We start from the raw sequence: 16,325 nt of genomic DNA, 5'->3' as shown, positions 1-16,325 counted from the left end.
ATCATGGGACGCGCGATAGGGTGAGGTGACACGGCGCGACACATGGGGTTAACGTGTGGGCATGCTGAACAGCATTCTCGTACTTATCAGGCGCGTCGCCTAGGAGCCACTGGCCCCAGACGACGCGTCTCCCTCCGTTGCCCGCCGGGCCGGAGGGTTTTTTGTTGCACTAGCGACAGACCACGAGATCCCATGAGTAGACAGCTCTGATGAGTAGGACGGCGGACATGAGCGAGCAGATGACAGGCGCGCAGAGCCTGATCAAGTCGCTGGAAGCAGCGGGGGCCGAGAACATCTTCGGCATTCCGGGGGGAGCGATCCTTCCGGCGTACGACCCGCTGATGGACTCGAAGATCCGCCACATCCTCGTACGTCACGAGCAGGGTGCCGGCCACGCCGCCCAGGGCTACGCCGCCGCGACCGGCAAGGTCGGGGTCTGCATGGCCACCAGCGGCCCGGGCGCGACCAACCTGGTCACCCCGCTCGCCGACGCCAACATGGACTCCGTGCCGATGGTGGCCATCACCGGCCAGGTCGGCGCGGCGATGATCGGCACCGACGCCTTCCAGGAGGCGGACATCCGCGGCATCACGATGCCGGTCACCAAGCACAGCTTCCTCATCACCGACCCCGCGGAGATCCCGCTGCGGGTCGCTGAGGCCTTCCACCTCGCCTCCTCCGGGAGGCCGGGTCCGGTCCTCGTCGATGTCACCAAGTCGGCGTTGCAGGCCACCACCACCTACCGGTGGCCGACCGAGCTCCACCTGCCGGGCTACCGCCCGGTGACCAGGCCGCACGCCAAGCAGATCCGCGAGGCGGCGCGCCTGATGCTGGAGGCCAAGAAGCCGGTCCTGTACGTCGGCGGCGGCACCATCCGCTCCGGCGCCCACCGCGAGCTGCTGCAGCTGGCCACGCTCACCGGGATCCCGGTGGTGACCACCCTGATGGCGCGCGGCGCCTTCCCCGACTCCCACCCGCAGCACCTCGGCATGCCTGGCATGCACGGCACGGTCCCCGCCGTCGCCGGCCTGCAGAAGTCGGACCTGATCATCAGCCTCGGCGCCCGCTTCGACGACCGCGTCACCGGCAACCTGGACTCCTTCGCCCCCAACGCCAAGGTGATCCACGCCGACATCGACCCGGCCGAGATCGGCAAGAACCGCTACGCCGACGTCCCGATCGTGGGCGACGTGCGTGAGGTCCTCACCGACCTGATCGCGGTGCTCACCGCCGAGAAGGAAGCCGGCAAGGAGGGCGACTACGAGGGCTGGGTCGCGTTCATGGCCGGGATCAAGAAGGCGTACCCGCTCGGTTATGACCTCCCCACCGAGGGTCTCTCGCCGCAGTACGTCATCGAGCGGCTCGGCAAGATCTCCGGCGAGGAGACGATCTTCACCGCCGGCGTCGGCCAGCACCAGATGTGGGCCGCGCAGTTCATCGGCTACGAGCACCCGAACACCTGGATCAACTCCGGCGGCCTCGGCACGATGGGCTACTCCGTGCCGGCCGCGATGGGCGCGAAGGTCGGCTGCCCGGACTCCACGGTGTGGTCGATCGACGGCGACGGCTGTTTCCAGATGACCAACCAGGAGCTGGCCACTTGCGCGATCGAGGGCATCCCGATCAAGGTCGCGATCATCAACAACGACAACCTCGGCATGGTGCGCCAGTGGCAGACGCTCTTCTACGGCGAGCGCTACTCCAACACCAACCTGCAGTCCCACGGCCAGCCCAAGCGCATCCCTGACTTCCCCAAGCTGGCCGAGGCCATGGGCTGTGTCGGCCTGGCCTGCGACTCCGCCGACGACGTCGACGCCACCATCGAGAAGGCCATGGAGATCAACGACATGCCCGTCGTGGTCGACTTCCGGGTCAACAAGGACGCCATGGTGTGGCCGATGGTCGCCGCCGGCTCCTCCAACGACGAGATCCAGTACGCGCGCGACCTCGCGCCCGAGTTCGACGAGGACGACCTCTGATGAGCATTCAGCCCGTGAAGACCGGCGGCAAGCACACGCTGAGCGTCCTGGTCGAGAACAAGCCCGGCGTCCTGGCCCGCGTGGCCGCGCTCTTCTCGCGCCGCGGCTTCAACATCGAATCTCTCGCGGTGGGGCCGACCGAGCACGACGAGCTCTCCCGCATGACGGTCGTGGTCAATCTCGAGAACACCCCCCTCGAGCAGGTCACCAAGCAGCTCAACAAGCTGGTCGAGGTGATCAAGATCGTCGAGCTCGAGCCTGAGACGCGCGTCCAGCGCGCCCTCATGCTGGTCAAGATCACCGCCACCACGGAGACCCGCAGCCAGGTGCTCGACACCATCCAGCTCTTCCGGGCCAAGGTCGTCGACGTGTCCACCGACACCGTCATCGTCCAGCTCGCCGGCAACACCGGAAAGCTCAACGACTTCCTCCGGGTCATCGAGCCCTTCGGCATCCGTGAGCTCTCCCAGTCCGGCATGGTCGGCATGGGCCGCGGCTCCCGGTCGATCTCCGAGCGCAGCCTGCGATCCGTGGCTGTGCCCGCTCCGCCTTCCGCGGTCTGAGCCGGGCGGAATACCCGGTTAACCGGGTATTCCTGCACTTCTCTGGCGTTGCAACACCCGAGAAGTGCAGGAAAACCCCGATAAGTTCCCCAGAATCACCAAACCCAAAGGAGAAGCCCTCGTGGCTGAGATTTTCTACGACGACGACGCAGACCTCGCGCTGATCCAGGCGAAGAAGGTTGCCGTCATCGGCTACGGCAGCCAGGGCCACGCCCACGCGCTCAACCTGCGTGACTCCGGTGTGGACGTGCGCATCGGCCTGCAGCCCGGTTCGAAGTCGACCCCCAAGGCCGAGGAGGAGGGCTTCAAGGTCCTCGCGCCGGCCGACGCCGCCGCCGAGGCCGACGTGATCGTCATCCTCGCCCCCGACCAGCACCAGCGTGGTCTCTACAACGACCAGCTCGCGCCCCACGTGACCGCCGGCAAGACCCTCGTCTTCGGCCACGGCTTCAACGTGCGCTTCGGCTACATCAAGGCGCCCGAGGGCGTCGACGTGATCCTGGTCGCCCCGAAGGCCCCGGGCCACACCGTCCGTCGTGAGTACGTCGCCGGCCGCGGCATCCCGGACATCATCGCCGTCGAGCAGGACGCCTCCGGCTCCGCGTGGGACCTCGCGAAGTCGTACGCCAAGGGCATCGGCGGCACCCGCGCCGGTGTCATCAAGACGACCTTCACCGAGGAGACCGAGACCGACCTCTTCGGCGAGCAGACCGTGCTCTGCGGCGGCGTGTCCCACCTGGTCCAGGCCGGGTTCGAGACGCTCACCGAGGCCGGCTACCAGCCCGAGATCGCCTACTTCGAGGTGCTCCACGAGCTCAAACTCATCGTGGACCTGATGTGGGAGGGCGGCATCGCCAAGCAGCGCTGGTCGATCTCCGACACCGCTGAGTACGGCGACTACGTCTCCGGCCCGCGCGTCATCGGCCCGCAGGTCAAGGAGACCATGCAGCAGGTGCTCGCCGAGATCCAGGACGGCTCCTTCGCCGCCCGCTTCATCGCCGACCAGGACAACGGTGCGGCCGAGTTCCAGAAGCTGCGCGAGGAGGAGGCCGGTCACCCGATCGAGGCCACCGGCAAGGCCCTGCGCGCCCACTTCTCGTGGAGCCAGTCCGACGACGACTACACCGAAGGCTCTGCCGCCCGCTGACCCTGAAGTGCCGAGTCGGCACAAACTGACAGAAAACCAAGCCGAGTCGGCGCGTTCTAACGCGCCGACTCGGCTGGATTTGTGGTCAGCTTGCGCCGACTCGGCGGGCTACTTGACCTCGGACTTGAGGACCAGGCGGAGACCGACGAGCATCGGGACCACCAGCCAGATCACGCTGGCGACGCCGAGCTGAGCCCACATCTTGTCGGTCATCTCGGAGTACAGGTTCATCGTCGCCCAGTTGAGATCGAACCAGGTGGCGTGCTCGGCCCACCAGGTGTTGGTCGAGGCGAGCGCCGAGGAGACGCCGGGCAGGACGAGGGCGTAGACGAAGTACGCCACGATGGCGCCCGGCGAGCTGCGGAACAGCGTGCCGAGCATGAAGCCCATGAACATGCCGATCTCGCTGGCCAGGGTCACCTGGGCGAGCTCGGTGAACGAGATGTTCCACACCGGGTCGAGGTCCATGACGGCTGCCACGCCGAGGTAGCCGAGCGCCCCGACGGCCGCCGCGACCGCGATGGCGACGACGCCGATCACGGCGGTGACCAGGGCCTTCGCGGCGATGACGCGGCCGCGGCCGGGCACCAGGGTGAAGGTGGTCAGGGCGGTGCGGGCGCTCCATTCGCTGGTGACCGCGAGCACCGCGATCATCGGCAGGATCACCGACATCGGCATGCCCCAGGCGCTGGCGAAGCCCTCGTAGTCGAGGTTGTCGGAGTCGACGAAGATGATCGTCACCACGGTCGCGGCCACCGAGAGCACGACCAGGCTGGCCATCAGCCAGAACCCCGAGCGGGTGTCGAACATCTTGCGCAGCTCGACGCCGGCGATCCGGCCGAAGGGGATCGGGGCGGGCACGGCCCGCTCGCGGCGGCGTACCGCCTCGGGGTTGCGTCCGGCCGGCGTTGCCGGCTCAGGGGCGAGGGTCGTGGTGCTCATGCTGCGTTCCCTTCCGGGGTTTCGAGGTGGTCGCGCTGGGTCTCGGCGGTGAGCTGGAGGAACATCTCCTCCAGGCCGGCGCCGTCGGCAGCGCGGAGCTCGGTCAGCACGAGCCCGGTGTCGAAGGCGATCTGGCCGACGGTGGTGAGGTCGGCGTCGCTGAGGACGGCCCCCTCGGTGGTGAGCTCGGCGGTGTGGCCGGCCCGCTGGAGGGCCCGGCCGAGCGAGGTGGGATCACTGGAACGGGCGTACGTCTCGCCGCTGGTGAGCAGCTCCTGCTTGGTGCCCTGCGCCACGATCCGGCCGTTGCCGATGACCACGATGTCGTCGGCGATCACCTCGATCTCGTGCAGCAGGTGCGAGGAGAGCAGCACGGTGCCGCCGTCGTCGGCGAAGCCACGCAGCAGGTCGCGCATCCAACGGATACCGGCCGGGTCGAGGCCGTTGGCCGGCTCGTCGAGGATGAGCACCTCAGGGTCGCCGATCAGGGCCGTCGCGATGCCGAGCCGCTGCCGCATCCCGAGGGAGTAGTTGCGTACGCGGCGCCCGGCCTCCTCCTCGGTCAGGCTGACCCGGTCGAGGGTCTCGGCGACGCTCGACTTCGGCAGCCCCATGGTGCGGGCGGCCAGGGTCAGGATCTCGCGGCCGGTGCGGCCGCCGTGCTGGGCGGAGGCGTCCAGCAGCACCCCGACCTCGCGACCGGGGTTGGGCAGCTGGGAGAAGTGGCGGCCCAGAAGGTGGGCGCTGCCGGAGGACGGATCGGTGAGTCCGACCAGGATGCGCATGGTCGTGGACTTACCGGCGCCGTTGGGGCCGAGGAAGCCGGTCACCCGGCCGGGCTCGGCGGTGAAGGTCACGTTGTCGACGGCCGTGAACCTGCCGTACCTCTTGGAGAGGGCATCGATCTGGATCATGCTCCGAGCCTGGTGCCAGGCGCCCCTCCGGCGCGTCGGGCAGATCCCTGGCGGGTGCCTGGACCTTCCCCTGATCTCCCCTGAGACCGTCTCGGGGTAGATCAGTCCGCTGTGGAATGTTTCGTACCGAACGAAACGTTCTCAGAGCATGCGTATTGATGTCTGGTCCGACGTTGTCTGTCCCTGGTGCTACATCGGCAAGCGCCACCTCGAGGAAGCCCTGGAGCGCTTCGAGCACAGCGACGACGTCGAGATCGTCTACCACTCGTTCGAGCTCGACCCCAGCGCGCCGCAGGTGCCCGTCGAGACCACGGTCGAGGCCTTGGCTAAGAAGTTCGGCGCCTCGGTCGACCAGGCCCGCGAGATGATGAAGCAGGCCAACGTGCCCGCGGCCGCGGCCGGGCTCGAGTTCCGTCACGAGGACACCCCGCACGCGCGCACCATCGACGCCCACCGGCTGCTCCATCTGGCCAAGGCCGAGGGCAAGCAGGCCGTGCTCAAGGAGGAGCTGCTCGCGGCGTACTTCACCCGAGGTGAGTCGATGGGCGACCACGCCGTCCTGAGGCAGGCCGCGGTGAACGTCGGTCTCGACGCCGGCCGGGTGGACGAGGTCCTCGCGAGCGACGAGTTCGCCGGCGACGTGCAGGCCGACATCGACCAGGCCCGCGCCTACGGCGCGACCGGGGTGCCGTTCTACGTCGTGGAGGGGAAGTACGGCGTCTCCGGCGCCCAACCGACCGACCTGTTCAGCCAGCTCCTGGAGAAGGTGCACGCCGAGACCAAGCCGGCGCTCACCATCGTCGGCGACGGTGACGCCTGCGGTCCCGACGGCTGCGCGATCTGAGCCGCCGGGCCGGAACGGCCTAGCGCTTGGTGGCGAGCAGGACGCTGGTGTCGGCGGCGACCATGACCTCGACGGTGGTGAAGCGCTCGTCGGTGAGCCAGGACTCGCGCAGGCTGTCGACCCGGCCGTAGACGATCGGCGGCCACAGGTCGGTAGGGATCAGGTCGTCGATGACCACGATGCCGCCCTCCTCGACGAGGTCGGAGAGCTGGTCGGGGGAGACCCCGCCTGGGGTCTCGGCGTCGAGGAAGAGCAGCGCGAACGGGCCACGGTCGCGCAGGATGCCCCAGTCGGCGGCGATGACCTCGACCTGCGCGTCGTCGGCGAAGATCTCGGCGGCCTCCTTGGCGAGGTGCTCGTCGAGCTCGGCGGAGACGATGTGGGCGGCCTCGCCGCGTACGCCGCTTCGCAGCCACGCGGTGCCGACACCGCACCCGGTGCCGAACTCGGCCATGGTGCCGCTCCGAGTGGCCGCCAGAGTCGCCAGCAGCCGCCCGGTCTCGTTGCGGCAGAACGACACATAGCCCGCGCGACGGGAGACGTCGAAGGCGCGGGTCACGATGTCCGGAAGCTCTGGGGGTGCACTCACAGGGCCAGTCTTCCCGATATCGCGTGTGAGCGCGCGCACGGGTGTCTCGAATGGCGGACCATTCGTCCAGATCTGATCTCTCGAAGCGTCTCGCGGGTTAACGTCGGAACACCATGCGGAGCATTTTTCTCGTACTCGAGTGCCGCGACGGGGCCCGGCGGTAACGACCGCAGGAGAAGCCACCTCGTCGCGGTGGCTTCCGTCTTCTAAAGACCCCGGCTTCTCTCCCACACCCTCTGTTAGCCGAAGTGTGAAGGAAGAAGTCATGTACGCGATGTATCCCGAGAGCCCTGCCGATCACAACAAGTGGGGCCGCGAGTGGGGCCCGGCGAGCCACGACCCCGACAACCCGCACAGCGTCGAGAACACCATCGCCGCGGTGCAGCAGGCGCTCGACCTGCGGGACAACGGCGGCCAGCTGCCCGACGACAACTAGTCTCGCCGTATGTCTACGACCAACCTCGCAGTGATCCCCGGCGACGGCATCGGACCGGAGGTGACCGCCGAGGCGCTGAAGGTGCTCGAGATCGCCTCTCCGGTGAAGTTCGAGCAGACCCGCTACGACCTCGGCGCCGAGCGCTATCTCGCCACCGGTGAGGTGCTCCCCGAGTCCGTTCTCGCCGAGATCAAGGAGCAGGACGCCATCCTGCTCGGCGCGATCGGCGGCAAGCCGAACGACCCGAACCTGCCTCCCGGCATCCTGGAGCGCGGGCTGCTGCTCAAGCTCCGTTTCGAGCTCGACCACTACGTCAACCTGCGCCCGTCGCGACTCTTCCCGGGGGCGATCTCCCCGCTGTCGCCGGCCGTGCTCGACAAGGGCGAGATCGACTTCGTCGTGGTGCGCGAGGGCACCGAGGGGCTCTATGTCGGCAACGGTGGCGCGATGCGGGTCGGAACCCCGCACGAGGTCGCCACCGAGACCTCGATCAACACCGCCTACGGCGTGGAGCGGGTCGTACGCGACGCCTTCGCGCGTGCCCAGGCCCGCCCGCGCAAGAAGCTGACCCTGGTCCACAAGACCAACGTGCTCGTCAACGCCGGCTCGCTGTGGTGGCGGATCACCCAGCAGGTCGCCGAGGAGTTCCCCGACGTCACTGTGGACTACCTCCACATCGACGCGGTGATGATCTTCCTCGCCACCGACCCGGCCCGCTTCGACGTGATCGTCACCGACAACATCTTCGGCGACATCATCACCGACCTCGCCGCTGCCATCACCGGCGGCATCGGCCTGGCCGCCTCCGGCAACATCAACTCCTCCCGGGAGTTCCCCTCGATGTTCGAGCCGGTCCACGGCTCCGCCCCTGACATCGCCGGCCAGCAGAAGGCGGACCCCACCGCGGCCATCCTGTCCGGGGCCCTTCTGCTCGAGCACCTCGGTCACCCCGAGGCTGCCGCGACCATCGACGCCGCCGTGCTCGCGGACCTCTCCGAGCGCGGTTCCGAGCCACGTACGACCTCCGAGGTCGGCGACGCGATCGCCGCCCGCGTAGCCAGCTAGACGCTCAACCCACGAAGGGCCGGGCGCAGGAGAATCTGCGCCCGGCCCTTCGTCTGTCCCCATCACTTACCCCGCCCGCATTAGCACAGCACCCGAAGAACAGGACTAATCTCATGGTCATGGAGATCAGCACCACATTGTCGACCCAACCGGCCACCGACAAGCAGCTCGCGGAGGTCCTGGCGAACCCAGGCTTCGGCAACCATTTCACCGATCACATGCTCACCGTCGAGTGGACGCCCGAACAGGGCTGGCACAACGGTCGCATCGAGGCGTACGCACCGCTCAGCCTGGACCCGTCGGCAGCCGTGCTGCACTACGCCCAGGAGATCTTCGAGGGGATGAAGGCCTACCGGCACGCGGACGGCTCGATCTGGTCGTTCCGGCCCGAGGCCAACGCCGCCCGGATGGCCCGCTCGAGCGAGCGGCTCGCGCTGCCCGTCCTCGAGATCGAGGACTTCGTGCAGACCGTCTTCGACCTGGTCAAGGTCGACCAGCGCTGGGTGCCCGAGGCCTCGGAGAGCGATGAGAAGAGCCTCTACCTGCGGCCCTTCATGTTCGCCTCGGAGTCGTTCCTCGGCGTGCGCCCGGCCCAGCACGTGACCTACATGGTCATCGCCTCGCCCGCCGGTTCCTACTTCAAGGGCGGCGTGAAGCCGGTGCGTATCTGGCTCACCGAGGACTACACCCGCGCCGGCCGCGGCGGCATGGGCGCGGCCAAGACCGGCGGCAACTACGCCTCCTCCCTGGTCGCCCAGGCCGAGGCCTCGGCCAACGGCTGCGACCAGGTGGTCTTCCTGGACGCGCAGGAGGGCAAGTACGTCGAGGAGCTCGGCGGCATGAACCTCTACTTCGTCCACGCGGACGGCCGGATCGTCACCCCCGAGACCGGCACGATCCTGGAGGGGATCACCCGCGCCTCCATCATCGAGCTCGCGGGCAAGCTCGGCTACACCGTCGAGGAGCGCAAGTTCGCCATCGACGAGTGGAAGGCCGGCGTCGAGTCCGGCGAGATCACCGAGGTCTTCGCCTGCGGCACCGCCGCCGTCGTCACCCCCGTCGGTGAGCTCGTCCACGAGGGCGGCTCCATCGCCTCCGCCGGTGAGGGCGAGGTCTGGAAGACCATCCGCAAGCAGCTCGTCGACATCCAGTTCGGTCGGGCCGAGGACACCTTCGGCTGGATGCGCAAGATCGTCTAGCGACACGTCACGTACGCAGGTCGAGGCGTCACTCCCGCGAATCGACATGGCAGATCGGTGCCATGTCGGCCGACGGGAGTGACGTCTCGGCCGACGCGGGTGACGCCTCGGCGGGGTGTCGGCTGTGGCGGATAAGGTTTGTCTCGTGACGACAGCCCCTCGCCGTCTCCCGGCGACCCAACGGGACACCGTTGGTGACTACGACCTGCTCTCCCTGCTGGGGCAGGGCGGGATGGGACGGGTCCATCTGGCCAGCCACCGCGCGAGCGGTGAGCGAGTGGCGCTGAAGGTGCTGCGTACCCAGTTCGTGGGTGACGAGGAGGGCCGCCATCGGCTCGCGCGCGAGGTCTCCTCGCTGCAGCGGGTGCGGAGCAGGTGGGTGGCCGGCGTGGTCGGCGCCGACCCGTGGGGTGAGGTGCCGTGGCTGGCGACCCGTTACGTCCCGGGGCCGACGCTGCACGACAAGATCGTCAACGAGGGCGTGCTCTCGCGCGAGGACGTCGAGCAGCTGGCCAGCGACCTGGCCGAGGGCATCGCCGACTGTCATGCCGTCGGGGTCCTCCACCGCGACATCAAGCCGGCCAACATCATCATGGAAGGGCGTACGCCGATCCTGATCGACTTCGGGCTCGCCCGCGTCGCCGACGACCCGAAGATCACCGTGACCGGCCTGCTGATCGGCACCCCCGGCTACCTGCCGCCCGAGATCGCGGTCGGCGACCCGGCCACCCCGGCCTCCGACGTGCACTCGTGGGCCTCCGTGGTGGCGTACGCCGCGACCGGCCGCCCGCCGTTCGGCGAGGGCAACTCGATGAAGCTGATGGACCGCGCCCGGCGCGGTGAGCACGACCTCGAGGGGGTGCCGCAGCCGCTGCGCGGGCTGCTCGGCCAGGCGCTCTCACCCGACCCCGCGGACCGCCCGACGCTGGACGAGGTGCGCGAGTGGCTGCGTACGCCGCGCCGGCCGTTCGTGCACAGGCCGGTCGAGCAGCTCTCGCTGAGCGACCGGGCCGAGCGCGAGAAGGCCACCACCCCGGCCGCACCGTTCATCCCTCCCAGTCAGCGCAAGCCGCGCCAGGACAGTGGCCTGGAGAAGCTGCGCCGTGGGGCCATCTGGCTCGGCCTGCTCGCCTTCGCCGTCGGCCTGATCGCGGCGTTCCCCAGCGTCGGCTTCTGGACCGTGCTCGGCGCGGCTTGGCTGATCCGCGCCGGCACGCTGGCGGCCGGCGATCTGCGCCGCTGGCGCTGGTATCGCGGCCGCAAGTGGCATGACGCGCCCCGGCTCCTGATCGGCGCTCCCTGGCGGCTGGTCCGCTCGCTCCCGAAGACGTTCGTCGTCGGGGTGTGGGGCTACGGGTTCGTGGTGGCGGCTGTGTTGATCGGCTTCGCCCTGCAGCTCTCCCTCGAGGCGGCGCTGGGATTCGCCGGCCTGGCGTTCGTCGGCGCGCTGTGGACCGGCTCCGGGCGCGACCGGCTGCGGGACCCGGTGACCAAGGCGGTCCACCGGATCTCGGCGCGATGGGTGCCGTGGATCCTCGGGTTCGCCGTCGTGATCACCCTGGCGCTCTTCCCGATCCAGACCCTTGCCGACGAGGGCTCGCAGTTCTCCGGCGGCGACGAGCCGTGGTGGGTCGAGCTCCTCGGCTGGTGAGACGCCCGTCCCCCGGGATGAGATTTCGTGGCAGTATCAGGGCTATGACGACGTACGTCATCATCATTCGCTAGCGCGTCGAGCCTTGCCCGACGCGCCACCCTCTCGTTCCCGAGAGGGTTTTTTGTTGCCCAGCCCAGCCCGAGGACCCGAGGACACAGAGCCATGGAATTCCACGTCTACGACACCACCCTGCGCGACGGTGCGCAGCAGGAGGGCCTGAACCTCAGCGTCGCCGACAAGCTCGCGATCGCCCGGCACCTCGACGGTCTGGGCGTCGGGTTCATCGAGGGCGGCTGGCCCGGCGCGAACCCGAAGGACACCGAGTTCTTCAAGCGGGCCGTCTCCGAGCTCGACCTCAAGCACGCGCGGCTGGCGGCGTTCGGGTCGACCCGCCGGGCCGGCGTGCGGGCGGCTGACGACCCGCAGGTCGCCGCGCTCCGCGACTCCGGCGCGTCGGTCGTCACCCTGGTGGCCAAGTCCCACGACCGCCACGTCGAGCTCGCGTTGCGCACCACGCTCGAGGAGAACCTCGCGATGATCCGCGACACGGTCTCCCACCTGCGCGACGAGGGCCAGCAGGTCTTCCTCGACGCCGAGCACTTCTTCGACGGCTACCGGGCCAACCGCGACTACGCGCTGGAGGTCCTGAAGACCGCCTACGAGGCGGGTGCCGAGGTGGTCGCGCTGTGCGACACCAACGGCGGGATGCTGCCGGGCTGGGTGGCCGACGTCGTCCACGACGTCCGCAACGCCACCCAGGGGGCTGTCGGGATCCACTGTCACAACGACACCGGGTGCGCGGTCGCCAACTCGCTGGCTGCCGTCGACGCCGGCGCGATGCACGTCCAGGGCTGCATCAACGGCTACGGGGAGCGTACGGGCAACGCCGACCTCGTCTCCGTCGTCGCCAACCTGCAGCTGAAGCTGGGTCGCGAGGTGCTGCCGACGGGCCTGCTGGGCGAGGCGACCCGTGTCGCCCACGCGGTGGCCGAGGTGACCAACGTGCCGCCCGCTGGCCGTCAGCCCTACGTCGGTGCCTCCGCGTTCACCCACAAGGCCGGGCTGCACGCCTCTGCGATCAAGGTGGACCCCAACCTCTACCAGCACATGGACCCTGCCGGTGTCGGCAACGACATGCGGCTGCTGGTCTCGGACATGGCTGGGCGGGCCTCGATCGAGCTGAAGGGGCGCGAGCTCGGCTACGACCTCTCCGACGACCGCGACCTGGTGACCCGGGTGACCGAGCGGGTCAAGGAGGCCGAGCAGCGTGGCTACACCTTCGAGGCGGCCGACGCCTCCTTCGAGCTGCTCCTGATCGAGGAGGTCGAGGGCGCCCGGCCGTCCTTCTTCGACGTCGAGTCCTGGCGGGTCATCTCCGAGGCCCGCGGTGGCGGCCCGGAGACCAGCTCGACCACCGAGGCGATCGTGAAGATCCACGCCGACGGCGTACGTCACGTCGAGACCGGCGAGGGAAACGGCCCGGTCAACGCGCTCGACCAGGCGCTGCGGGCCGCGATCACGCGTGCCTTCCCGGTGGTCGCCGACTTCGACCTGATCGACTTCAAGGTGCGGCTCTTCGACCAGGGGCACGGCACCGATGCCAGGACGCGAGTGCTGATCGAGACCTCCGACGGCTCGACGTCGTGGACGACGGTCGGTGTCGGGTCGAACGTGATCGAGGCGTCGTGGGAGGCCCTGGTCGACGGGCTCACCTTCGGTCTGCGCCGGCATGTGGGCGAGACCACACCTCAAGAGGCCGCTGTCGCGGAATGAATCCCCGGGACGCGGGCGTTGAACACTTCAACATTGAACTTTCCGCGTCCTACGAGGAGAACCCGTGACCGACACCCGTATCGCCGTACTCGTTGGCAGCCTGCGCGCCGACTCCATCAACCGCAAGCTCGCCGAGAAGCTCGTCGCCGAGGCGCCTGAAGGTGTCGTCCTGGAGATCGTCGACGGCCTGGCGGACGTGCCGTTCTTCAACGAGGACCTCGAGGCCGACCCGGGCGAGGCGGTGAGCCAGCTCCGCAAGGTGATCGACGAGGCCGACCGCGTGCTCATCGTGACCCCGGAGTACAACGGCACGATGCCCGCCGTGATCAACAACGCGATCGACTGGCTCTCGCGCCCCTACGCCGCCGGCGTGCTCAAGGGCAAGATTCTCTCGGTCGTCGGCGTCGCCCCGACCCCCTACGGTGCCAAGTGGTCCCACGCCGACGCCGCTCGCTCGGCCGGCATCGGCGGCGCCATCGTCGTAGAGGACGCCATCGTCTCCCAGCCGGTCCACGAGATCGACGTCTTCACCGACGCCGAGGCCCAGGCCCGCTTCCGCGAGGCCGTCGAGAAGCTCGCGGGCTTCGAGCCCGCTGCTGTCTGAGCCCCAACCGGGCAGCACCACGAAGGACAGGTCTCTGCGGGGGAGAGACCTGTCCTTCGTGATTTATCACGTGCGCTACGGGCGATTGGGCCGTACGTTGCGGGGCATGAGTGGACCCGTGAAGCAGCTCCGTCTGGTGGTCGAGGCGAAGGACTACGAGCAGGCGGTGGCCTTCTACCGCGACACCCTCGGCCTGCCCGAGCAGGCCGCCTTCTCCGGCCCTGGTGAGGCTCACGTGACGATCCTCGACGCCGGCCAGGCCACGCTGGAGCTCGCCAACTCCGCCCAGCACGCCTACATCGACGAGGTCGAGGTCGGGCAGCCGGCGGCCGGCCACGTCCGGGTGGCGTTCGAGGTCGAGGACTCCGCCGGCGTCGCGTCCCGGCTCGTCGATGGCGGCGCCACGCTCGTCGCGCCACCCACCCGCACCCCGTGGGAGTCTCTCAACGCCCGTCTCGACGGGCCGGCGGGGCTGCATCTGAGTGTCTTCCAGGAGCTCGCCGAGCCCGCTCTGGCGCCGGATTATCCGGTCACCACCGAGCGGTTGGCGCTGCGCCCGATCGACGTCGAGCGCGACCTCGACGACCTGCACGCCTACCTCTCGCTCGAGGAGGTGTGCCGTTACATCCCGCCGGTGCCACGTGACCGCGAGCAGCTGCGCAAGGCGTACGCACCCGAGAGGCGTCTCTCCGTCCTGCGCCGGGAGGGTGAGGTGCTCTGCCTCGCCGTCGAGCACGAGCGCCGGCTGATCGGCGACGTGGTGCTCTTCTGGCACAGCAAGGAGCAGCGGTCGGGGGAGATCGGCTATGCCTTCAACCCCGAGTTCAGTGGCCGTGGCTTCGCCACCGAGACCGCGCGGGCGCTGCTGGGGCTGGCGTTCGACGGGCTCGGCCTGCACCGGGTGACCGCCAGGGTCGACGAGCGCAACACTGCCTCGGCGCGGGTGATCGAGCGGCTCGGGATGCGGAAGGAGGCGGTCGAGCGTGAGGCCGAGTGGTTCAAGGGCGAGTGGACGACACTGGTGCACTACGCGATGCTCGAGGACGAGTGGCGCTCGGGCCACTAGTCTGCAGGGGTGGCCGAGCTTCATGATCTGACCGCCCTGGAACAGGGAGAGCTGCTCCATCGATGCGAGGTCTCCCCGGGAGAGCTCGCCGAGCACTACCTCGACAGGATCGCCAGGCTCGACGACGTCGGCGCCTTCGTCACCGTGGCCGAGGAGCGGATCTCGACCTGCGCCCGTGAGCTCGCGGTCAAGCCGGTTGGTGCCTCGCCGCTGTGGGGCGTACCCACCGCGATCAAGGACCTCAACCTCACCCGCGGGGTGCGTACGACCTTCGGGTCGGCTGCCTTCGCCGACTTCGTACCCGACATCTCCGACAACGTCACCCTGTCAATCGAGGCGGCCGGGATGATCTCGCTCGGGAAGACCAACACCCCCGAGTTCGGCTCGCCCTGCTACACCGAGCCGGATGTGGCACCGCCCGCCGTCACCCCCTGGGACCGTACGCGGATCGCCGGCGGCTCCTCGGGAGGCGCCGCCGCGGCGGTCGCCGCCGGGCTGGTGCCCGTCGCGCAGGGCTCCGACGGCGGCGGCTCGATCCGGATCCCGGCGTCGTGCTGCGGGCTGGTCGGGCTGAAGCCGACCCGCGGGCGGATCTCCCCATCGCCGATGTACGGCGACGCCGCCGGGCTCGCCACTGCCGGTCCGATCGCTCGGTCGGTGCGGGACGCGGCGGCGTTCCTCGACGTGCTCGCGGGGCGGCGTACGGGCGATCCCTTCTGGGCTCCCGAGGAGCCGCTTCCGTTCCTGGATGCGTGTGATAGGCCGCCGGGGCGACTGCGTATCGCCCGGTTCATCGAGCCGCTGATCGCCCCGACGTCGGTCGACGCCGAGTGCGTCGCCGCCTGGGAGAACGCCTCGTCGCTGCTGGAGTCGCTGGGCCACGAGATCGTCGACATCCCACGGCCGCTGCCGGTCGAGGCGGTCGCGGTCTTCGAGACGGTCTGGGCCGTCGGGACCGCGATGGCGGTCGTGAATCTCGCCCCCGACCAGCGCGCTCAGATCCGGCCGCTGACCCGCTGGCTCACCGAGCGGGGAGAGGCGATCAGCGGCCCGGAGTTCGGGCTGGCGATCGCCGAGCTGCGCCGGTACGCCGCCATGGCGCTGGAGGCGCTGGCTCCCTACGACGCCGTGCTCACCCCGACCCTGGCCACCCCGCCGCCCCTCGTCGGTGCGATCCGTGACGATGCCGACCCCGCCGCCGACTTCCAGGCCCAGAAGGAGTTCACCCCGTGGACCTCCGCCTGGAACGTCACCGGCATGCCCGCCATCTCGCTGCCGCTCCACTGGACCCCGTCCGGTCTTCCGGTAGGCGTCATGCTCGCCGCCCGCCCCGCCGAGGAGCCTCTCCTGCTCTCCCTCTCCGCTCAGATCGAAGACGCCGCCCTCTGGGACCACCGCCTCCCTCCCGGCTGGTGAAGCCCCGCCGAGACCACAGAAATGGCGAGCCGAATCTGTAGTTGTGGGTGACGAAGGTCGACCTTCCCCGGTGGGCTCCGACTAGGTCCCACGGGACACATAGACCGGCCCGGGCAGGCCGTGGGGAAGCGACC

At 69.2% G+C, this 16,325-nt stretch carries 15 protein-coding genes; 12 read left to right on the top strand and 3 right to left on the bottom strand.

The window, feature by feature from the left end; genetic code table 11:
* Nucleotides 1-227: 227 nt before the first annotated feature.
* The 3 genes from ABZY89_RS22250 (at nucleotide 228) to ilvC (ending at nucleotide 3,689) form a co-directional block, all read left to right on the top strand.
* Entirely contained in the window at nucleotides 228-1,979 is a 1,752-nt protein-coding gene (locus ABZY89_RS22250; RefSeq protein WP_355230696.1) for an acetolactate synthase large subunit, read from the top strand.
* Nucleotides 1,979-2,542 carry an acetolactate synthase small subunit gene (ilvN, locus tag ABZY89_RS22245; protein ID WP_141792540.1) on the top strand — a complete coding sequence of 188 codons (564 nt, stop codon included), beginning with the start codon at nucleotides 1,979-1,981 and terminating at the stop codon, nucleotides 2,540-2,542. The genes ABZY89_RS22250 and ilvN overlap by 1 nt, the downstream gene beginning before the upstream one ends.
* A 121-nt stretch (nucleotides 2,543-2,663) precedes the next feature.
* Nucleotides 2,664-3,689, top strand: coding sequence for a ketol-acid reductoisomerase (gene ilvC / locus ABZY89_RS22240; RefSeq protein ID WP_355230695.1), 1,026 nt, complete (start codon nucleotides 2,664-2,666; stop codon nucleotides 3,687-3,689).
* Between the two features lie 108 nt (nucleotides 3,690-3,797).
* On the opposite strand, the gene ABZY89_RS22235 is transcribed toward ilvC, so the two are convergent.
* Both ABZY89_RS22235 and ABZY89_RS22230 read right to left on the bottom strand, forming a co-directional pair.
* Entirely contained in the window at nucleotides 3,798-4,631 is an 834-nt protein-coding gene (locus tag ABZY89_RS22235; protein WP_355230693.1) for an ABC transporter permease, read from the bottom strand.
* The gene (locus ABZY89_RS22230) at nucleotides 4,628-5,545 is read right to left on the bottom strand and encodes an ATP-binding cassette domain-containing protein (protein WP_160024589.1); all 918 of its coding nucleotides are present in this window, start codon (nucleotides 5,543-5,545) and stop codon (nucleotides 4,628-4,630) included. Before ABZY89_RS22230 ends, ABZY89_RS22235 begins: the two co-directional genes overlap by 4 nt.
* 148 nt (nucleotides 5,546-5,693) lie before the next feature.
* On the opposite strand from ABZY89_RS22230, the gene ABZY89_RS22225 reads away from it, so the two are divergent.
* Complete coding sequence (locus tag ABZY89_RS22225; RefSeq protein WP_355230691.1) at nucleotides 5,694-6,389, top strand: DsbA family oxidoreductase; 696 nt, start codon at nucleotides 5,694-5,696, stop codon at nucleotides 6,387-6,389.
* A gap of 19 nt (nucleotides 6,390-6,408) precedes the next feature.
* Here the strand turns inward: ABZY89_RS22225 and ABZY89_RS22220 are convergent, their stop codons facing one another.
* A complete protein-coding gene (locus ABZY89_RS22220; protein ID WP_355230689.1) occupies nucleotides 6,409-6,978 on the bottom strand; it encodes a class I SAM-dependent methyltransferase in 570 nt (189 codons plus the stop codon).
* A gap of 265 nt (nucleotides 6,979-7,243) precedes the next feature.
* On the opposite strand from ABZY89_RS22220, the gene ABZY89_RS22215 reads away from it, so the two are divergent.
* From ABZY89_RS22215 to ABZY89_RS22180, 8 genes are all read left to right on the top strand, one after another.
* Nucleotides 7,244-7,414: a hypothetical protein gene (locus ABZY89_RS22215; RefSeq protein WP_355230687.1), complete on the top strand. Its 171-nt coding sequence runs from the start codon at nucleotides 7,244-7,246 to the stop codon at nucleotides 7,412-7,414.
* A 9-nt stretch (nucleotides 7,415-7,423) separates the two neighbouring features.
* The gene (locus ABZY89_RS22210) at nucleotides 7,424-8,479 is read left to right on the top strand and encodes a 3-isopropylmalate dehydrogenase (protein WP_355230685.1); all 1,056 of its coding nucleotides are present in this window, start codon (nucleotides 7,424-7,426) and stop codon (nucleotides 8,477-8,479) included.
* 113 nt (nucleotides 8,480-8,592) lie between these two features.
* Nucleotides 8,593-9,678: a branched-chain amino acid aminotransferase gene (locus tag ABZY89_RS22205; RefSeq protein WP_355230684.1), complete on the top strand. Its 1,086-nt coding sequence runs from the start codon at nucleotides 8,593-8,595 to the stop codon at nucleotides 9,676-9,678.
* 145 nt (nucleotides 9,679-9,823) lie between these two features.
* Nucleotides 9,824-11,329, top strand: coding sequence for a serine/threonine-protein kinase (locus tag ABZY89_RS22200; RefSeq protein WP_355230682.1), 1,506 nt, complete (start codon nucleotides 9,824-9,826; stop codon nucleotides 11,327-11,329).
* Nucleotides 11,330-11,494: 165 nt separating this feature from the next.
* Nucleotides 11,495-13,105 carry a citramalate synthase gene (gene cimA / locus ABZY89_RS22195; RefSeq protein WP_355230681.1) on the top strand — a complete coding sequence of 537 codons (1,611 nt, stop codon included), beginning with the start codon at nucleotides 11,495-11,497 and terminating at the stop codon, nucleotides 13,103-13,105.
* Between the two features lie 64 nt (nucleotides 13,106-13,169).
* Complete coding sequence (locus ABZY89_RS22190; RefSeq protein ID WP_355230680.1) at nucleotides 13,170-13,709, top strand: NAD(P)H-dependent oxidoreductase; 540 nt, start codon at nucleotides 13,170-13,172, stop codon at nucleotides 13,707-13,709.
* Between the two features lie 106 nt (nucleotides 13,710-13,815).
* Entirely contained in the window at nucleotides 13,816-14,775 is a 960-nt protein-coding gene (locus tag ABZY89_RS22185) for a GNAT family N-acetyltransferase (protein ID WP_355230679.1), read from the top strand.
* Between the two features lie 9 nt (nucleotides 14,776-14,784).
* Nucleotides 14,785-16,191: an amidase gene (locus ABZY89_RS22180; RefSeq protein ID WP_355230677.1), complete on the top strand. Its 1,407-nt coding sequence runs from the start codon at nucleotides 14,785-14,787 to the stop codon at nucleotides 16,189-16,191.
* The last annotated feature ends 134 nt before the right edge of the window (nucleotides 16,192-16,325 follow it).

Source organism: Nocardioides sp. NPDC006303 (assembly GCF_040613175.1).
Classification (GTDB): Bacteria; Actinomycetota; Actinomycetes; order Propionibacteriales; family Nocardioidaceae; genus Nocardioides.
The sequence above is the reverse complement of the archived record's forward strand: the minus strand, read 5'-3'. Positions and strand labels throughout refer to the sequence as shown.

What these genes read in the sequence shown, in the direction of transcription:
- ABZY89_RS22250 (WP_355230696.1), top strand. Translation starts at nt 228, where the DNA reads ATGAGCGAGCAGATGACAGGCGCGCAGAGCCTGATCAAGTCGCTGGAA.
- ilvN (WP_141792540.1), top strand. Translation starts at nt 1,979, where the DNA reads ATGAGCATTCAGCCCGTGAAGACCGGCGGCAAGCACACGCTGAGCGTC.
- ABZY89_RS22235 (WP_355230693.1), bottom strand. Translation starts at nt 4,631, where the DNA reads ATGAGCACCACGACCCTCGCCCCTGAGCCGGCAACGCCGGCCGGACGC.
- ABZY89_RS22230 (WP_160024589.1), bottom strand. Translation starts at nt 5,545, where the DNA reads ATGATCCAGATCGATGCCCTCTCCAAGAGGTACGGCAGGTTCACGGCC.
- ABZY89_RS22225 (WP_355230691.1), top strand. Translation starts at nt 5,694, where the DNA reads ATGCGTATTGATGTCTGGTCCGACGTTGTCTGTCCCTGGTGCTACATC.
- ABZY89_RS22215 (WP_355230687.1), top strand. Translation starts at nt 7,244, where the DNA reads ATGTACGCGATGTATCCCGAGAGCCCTGCCGATCACAACAAGTGGGGC.
- ABZY89_RS22210 (WP_355230685.1), top strand. Translation starts at nt 7,424, where the DNA reads ATGTCTACGACCAACCTCGCAGTGATCCCCGGCGACGGCATCGGACCG.
- ABZY89_RS22205 (WP_355230684.1), top strand. Translation starts at nt 8,593, where the DNA reads ATGGTCATGGAGATCAGCACCACATTGTCGACCCAACCGGCCACCGAC.
- cimA (WP_355230681.1), top strand. Translation starts at nt 11,495, where the DNA reads ATGGAATTCCACGTCTACGACACCACCCTGCGCGACGGTGCGCAGCAG.
- ABZY89_RS22185 (WP_355230679.1), top strand. Translation starts at nt 13,816, where the DNA reads ATGAGTGGACCCGTGAAGCAGCTCCGTCTGGTGGTCGAGGCGAAGGAC.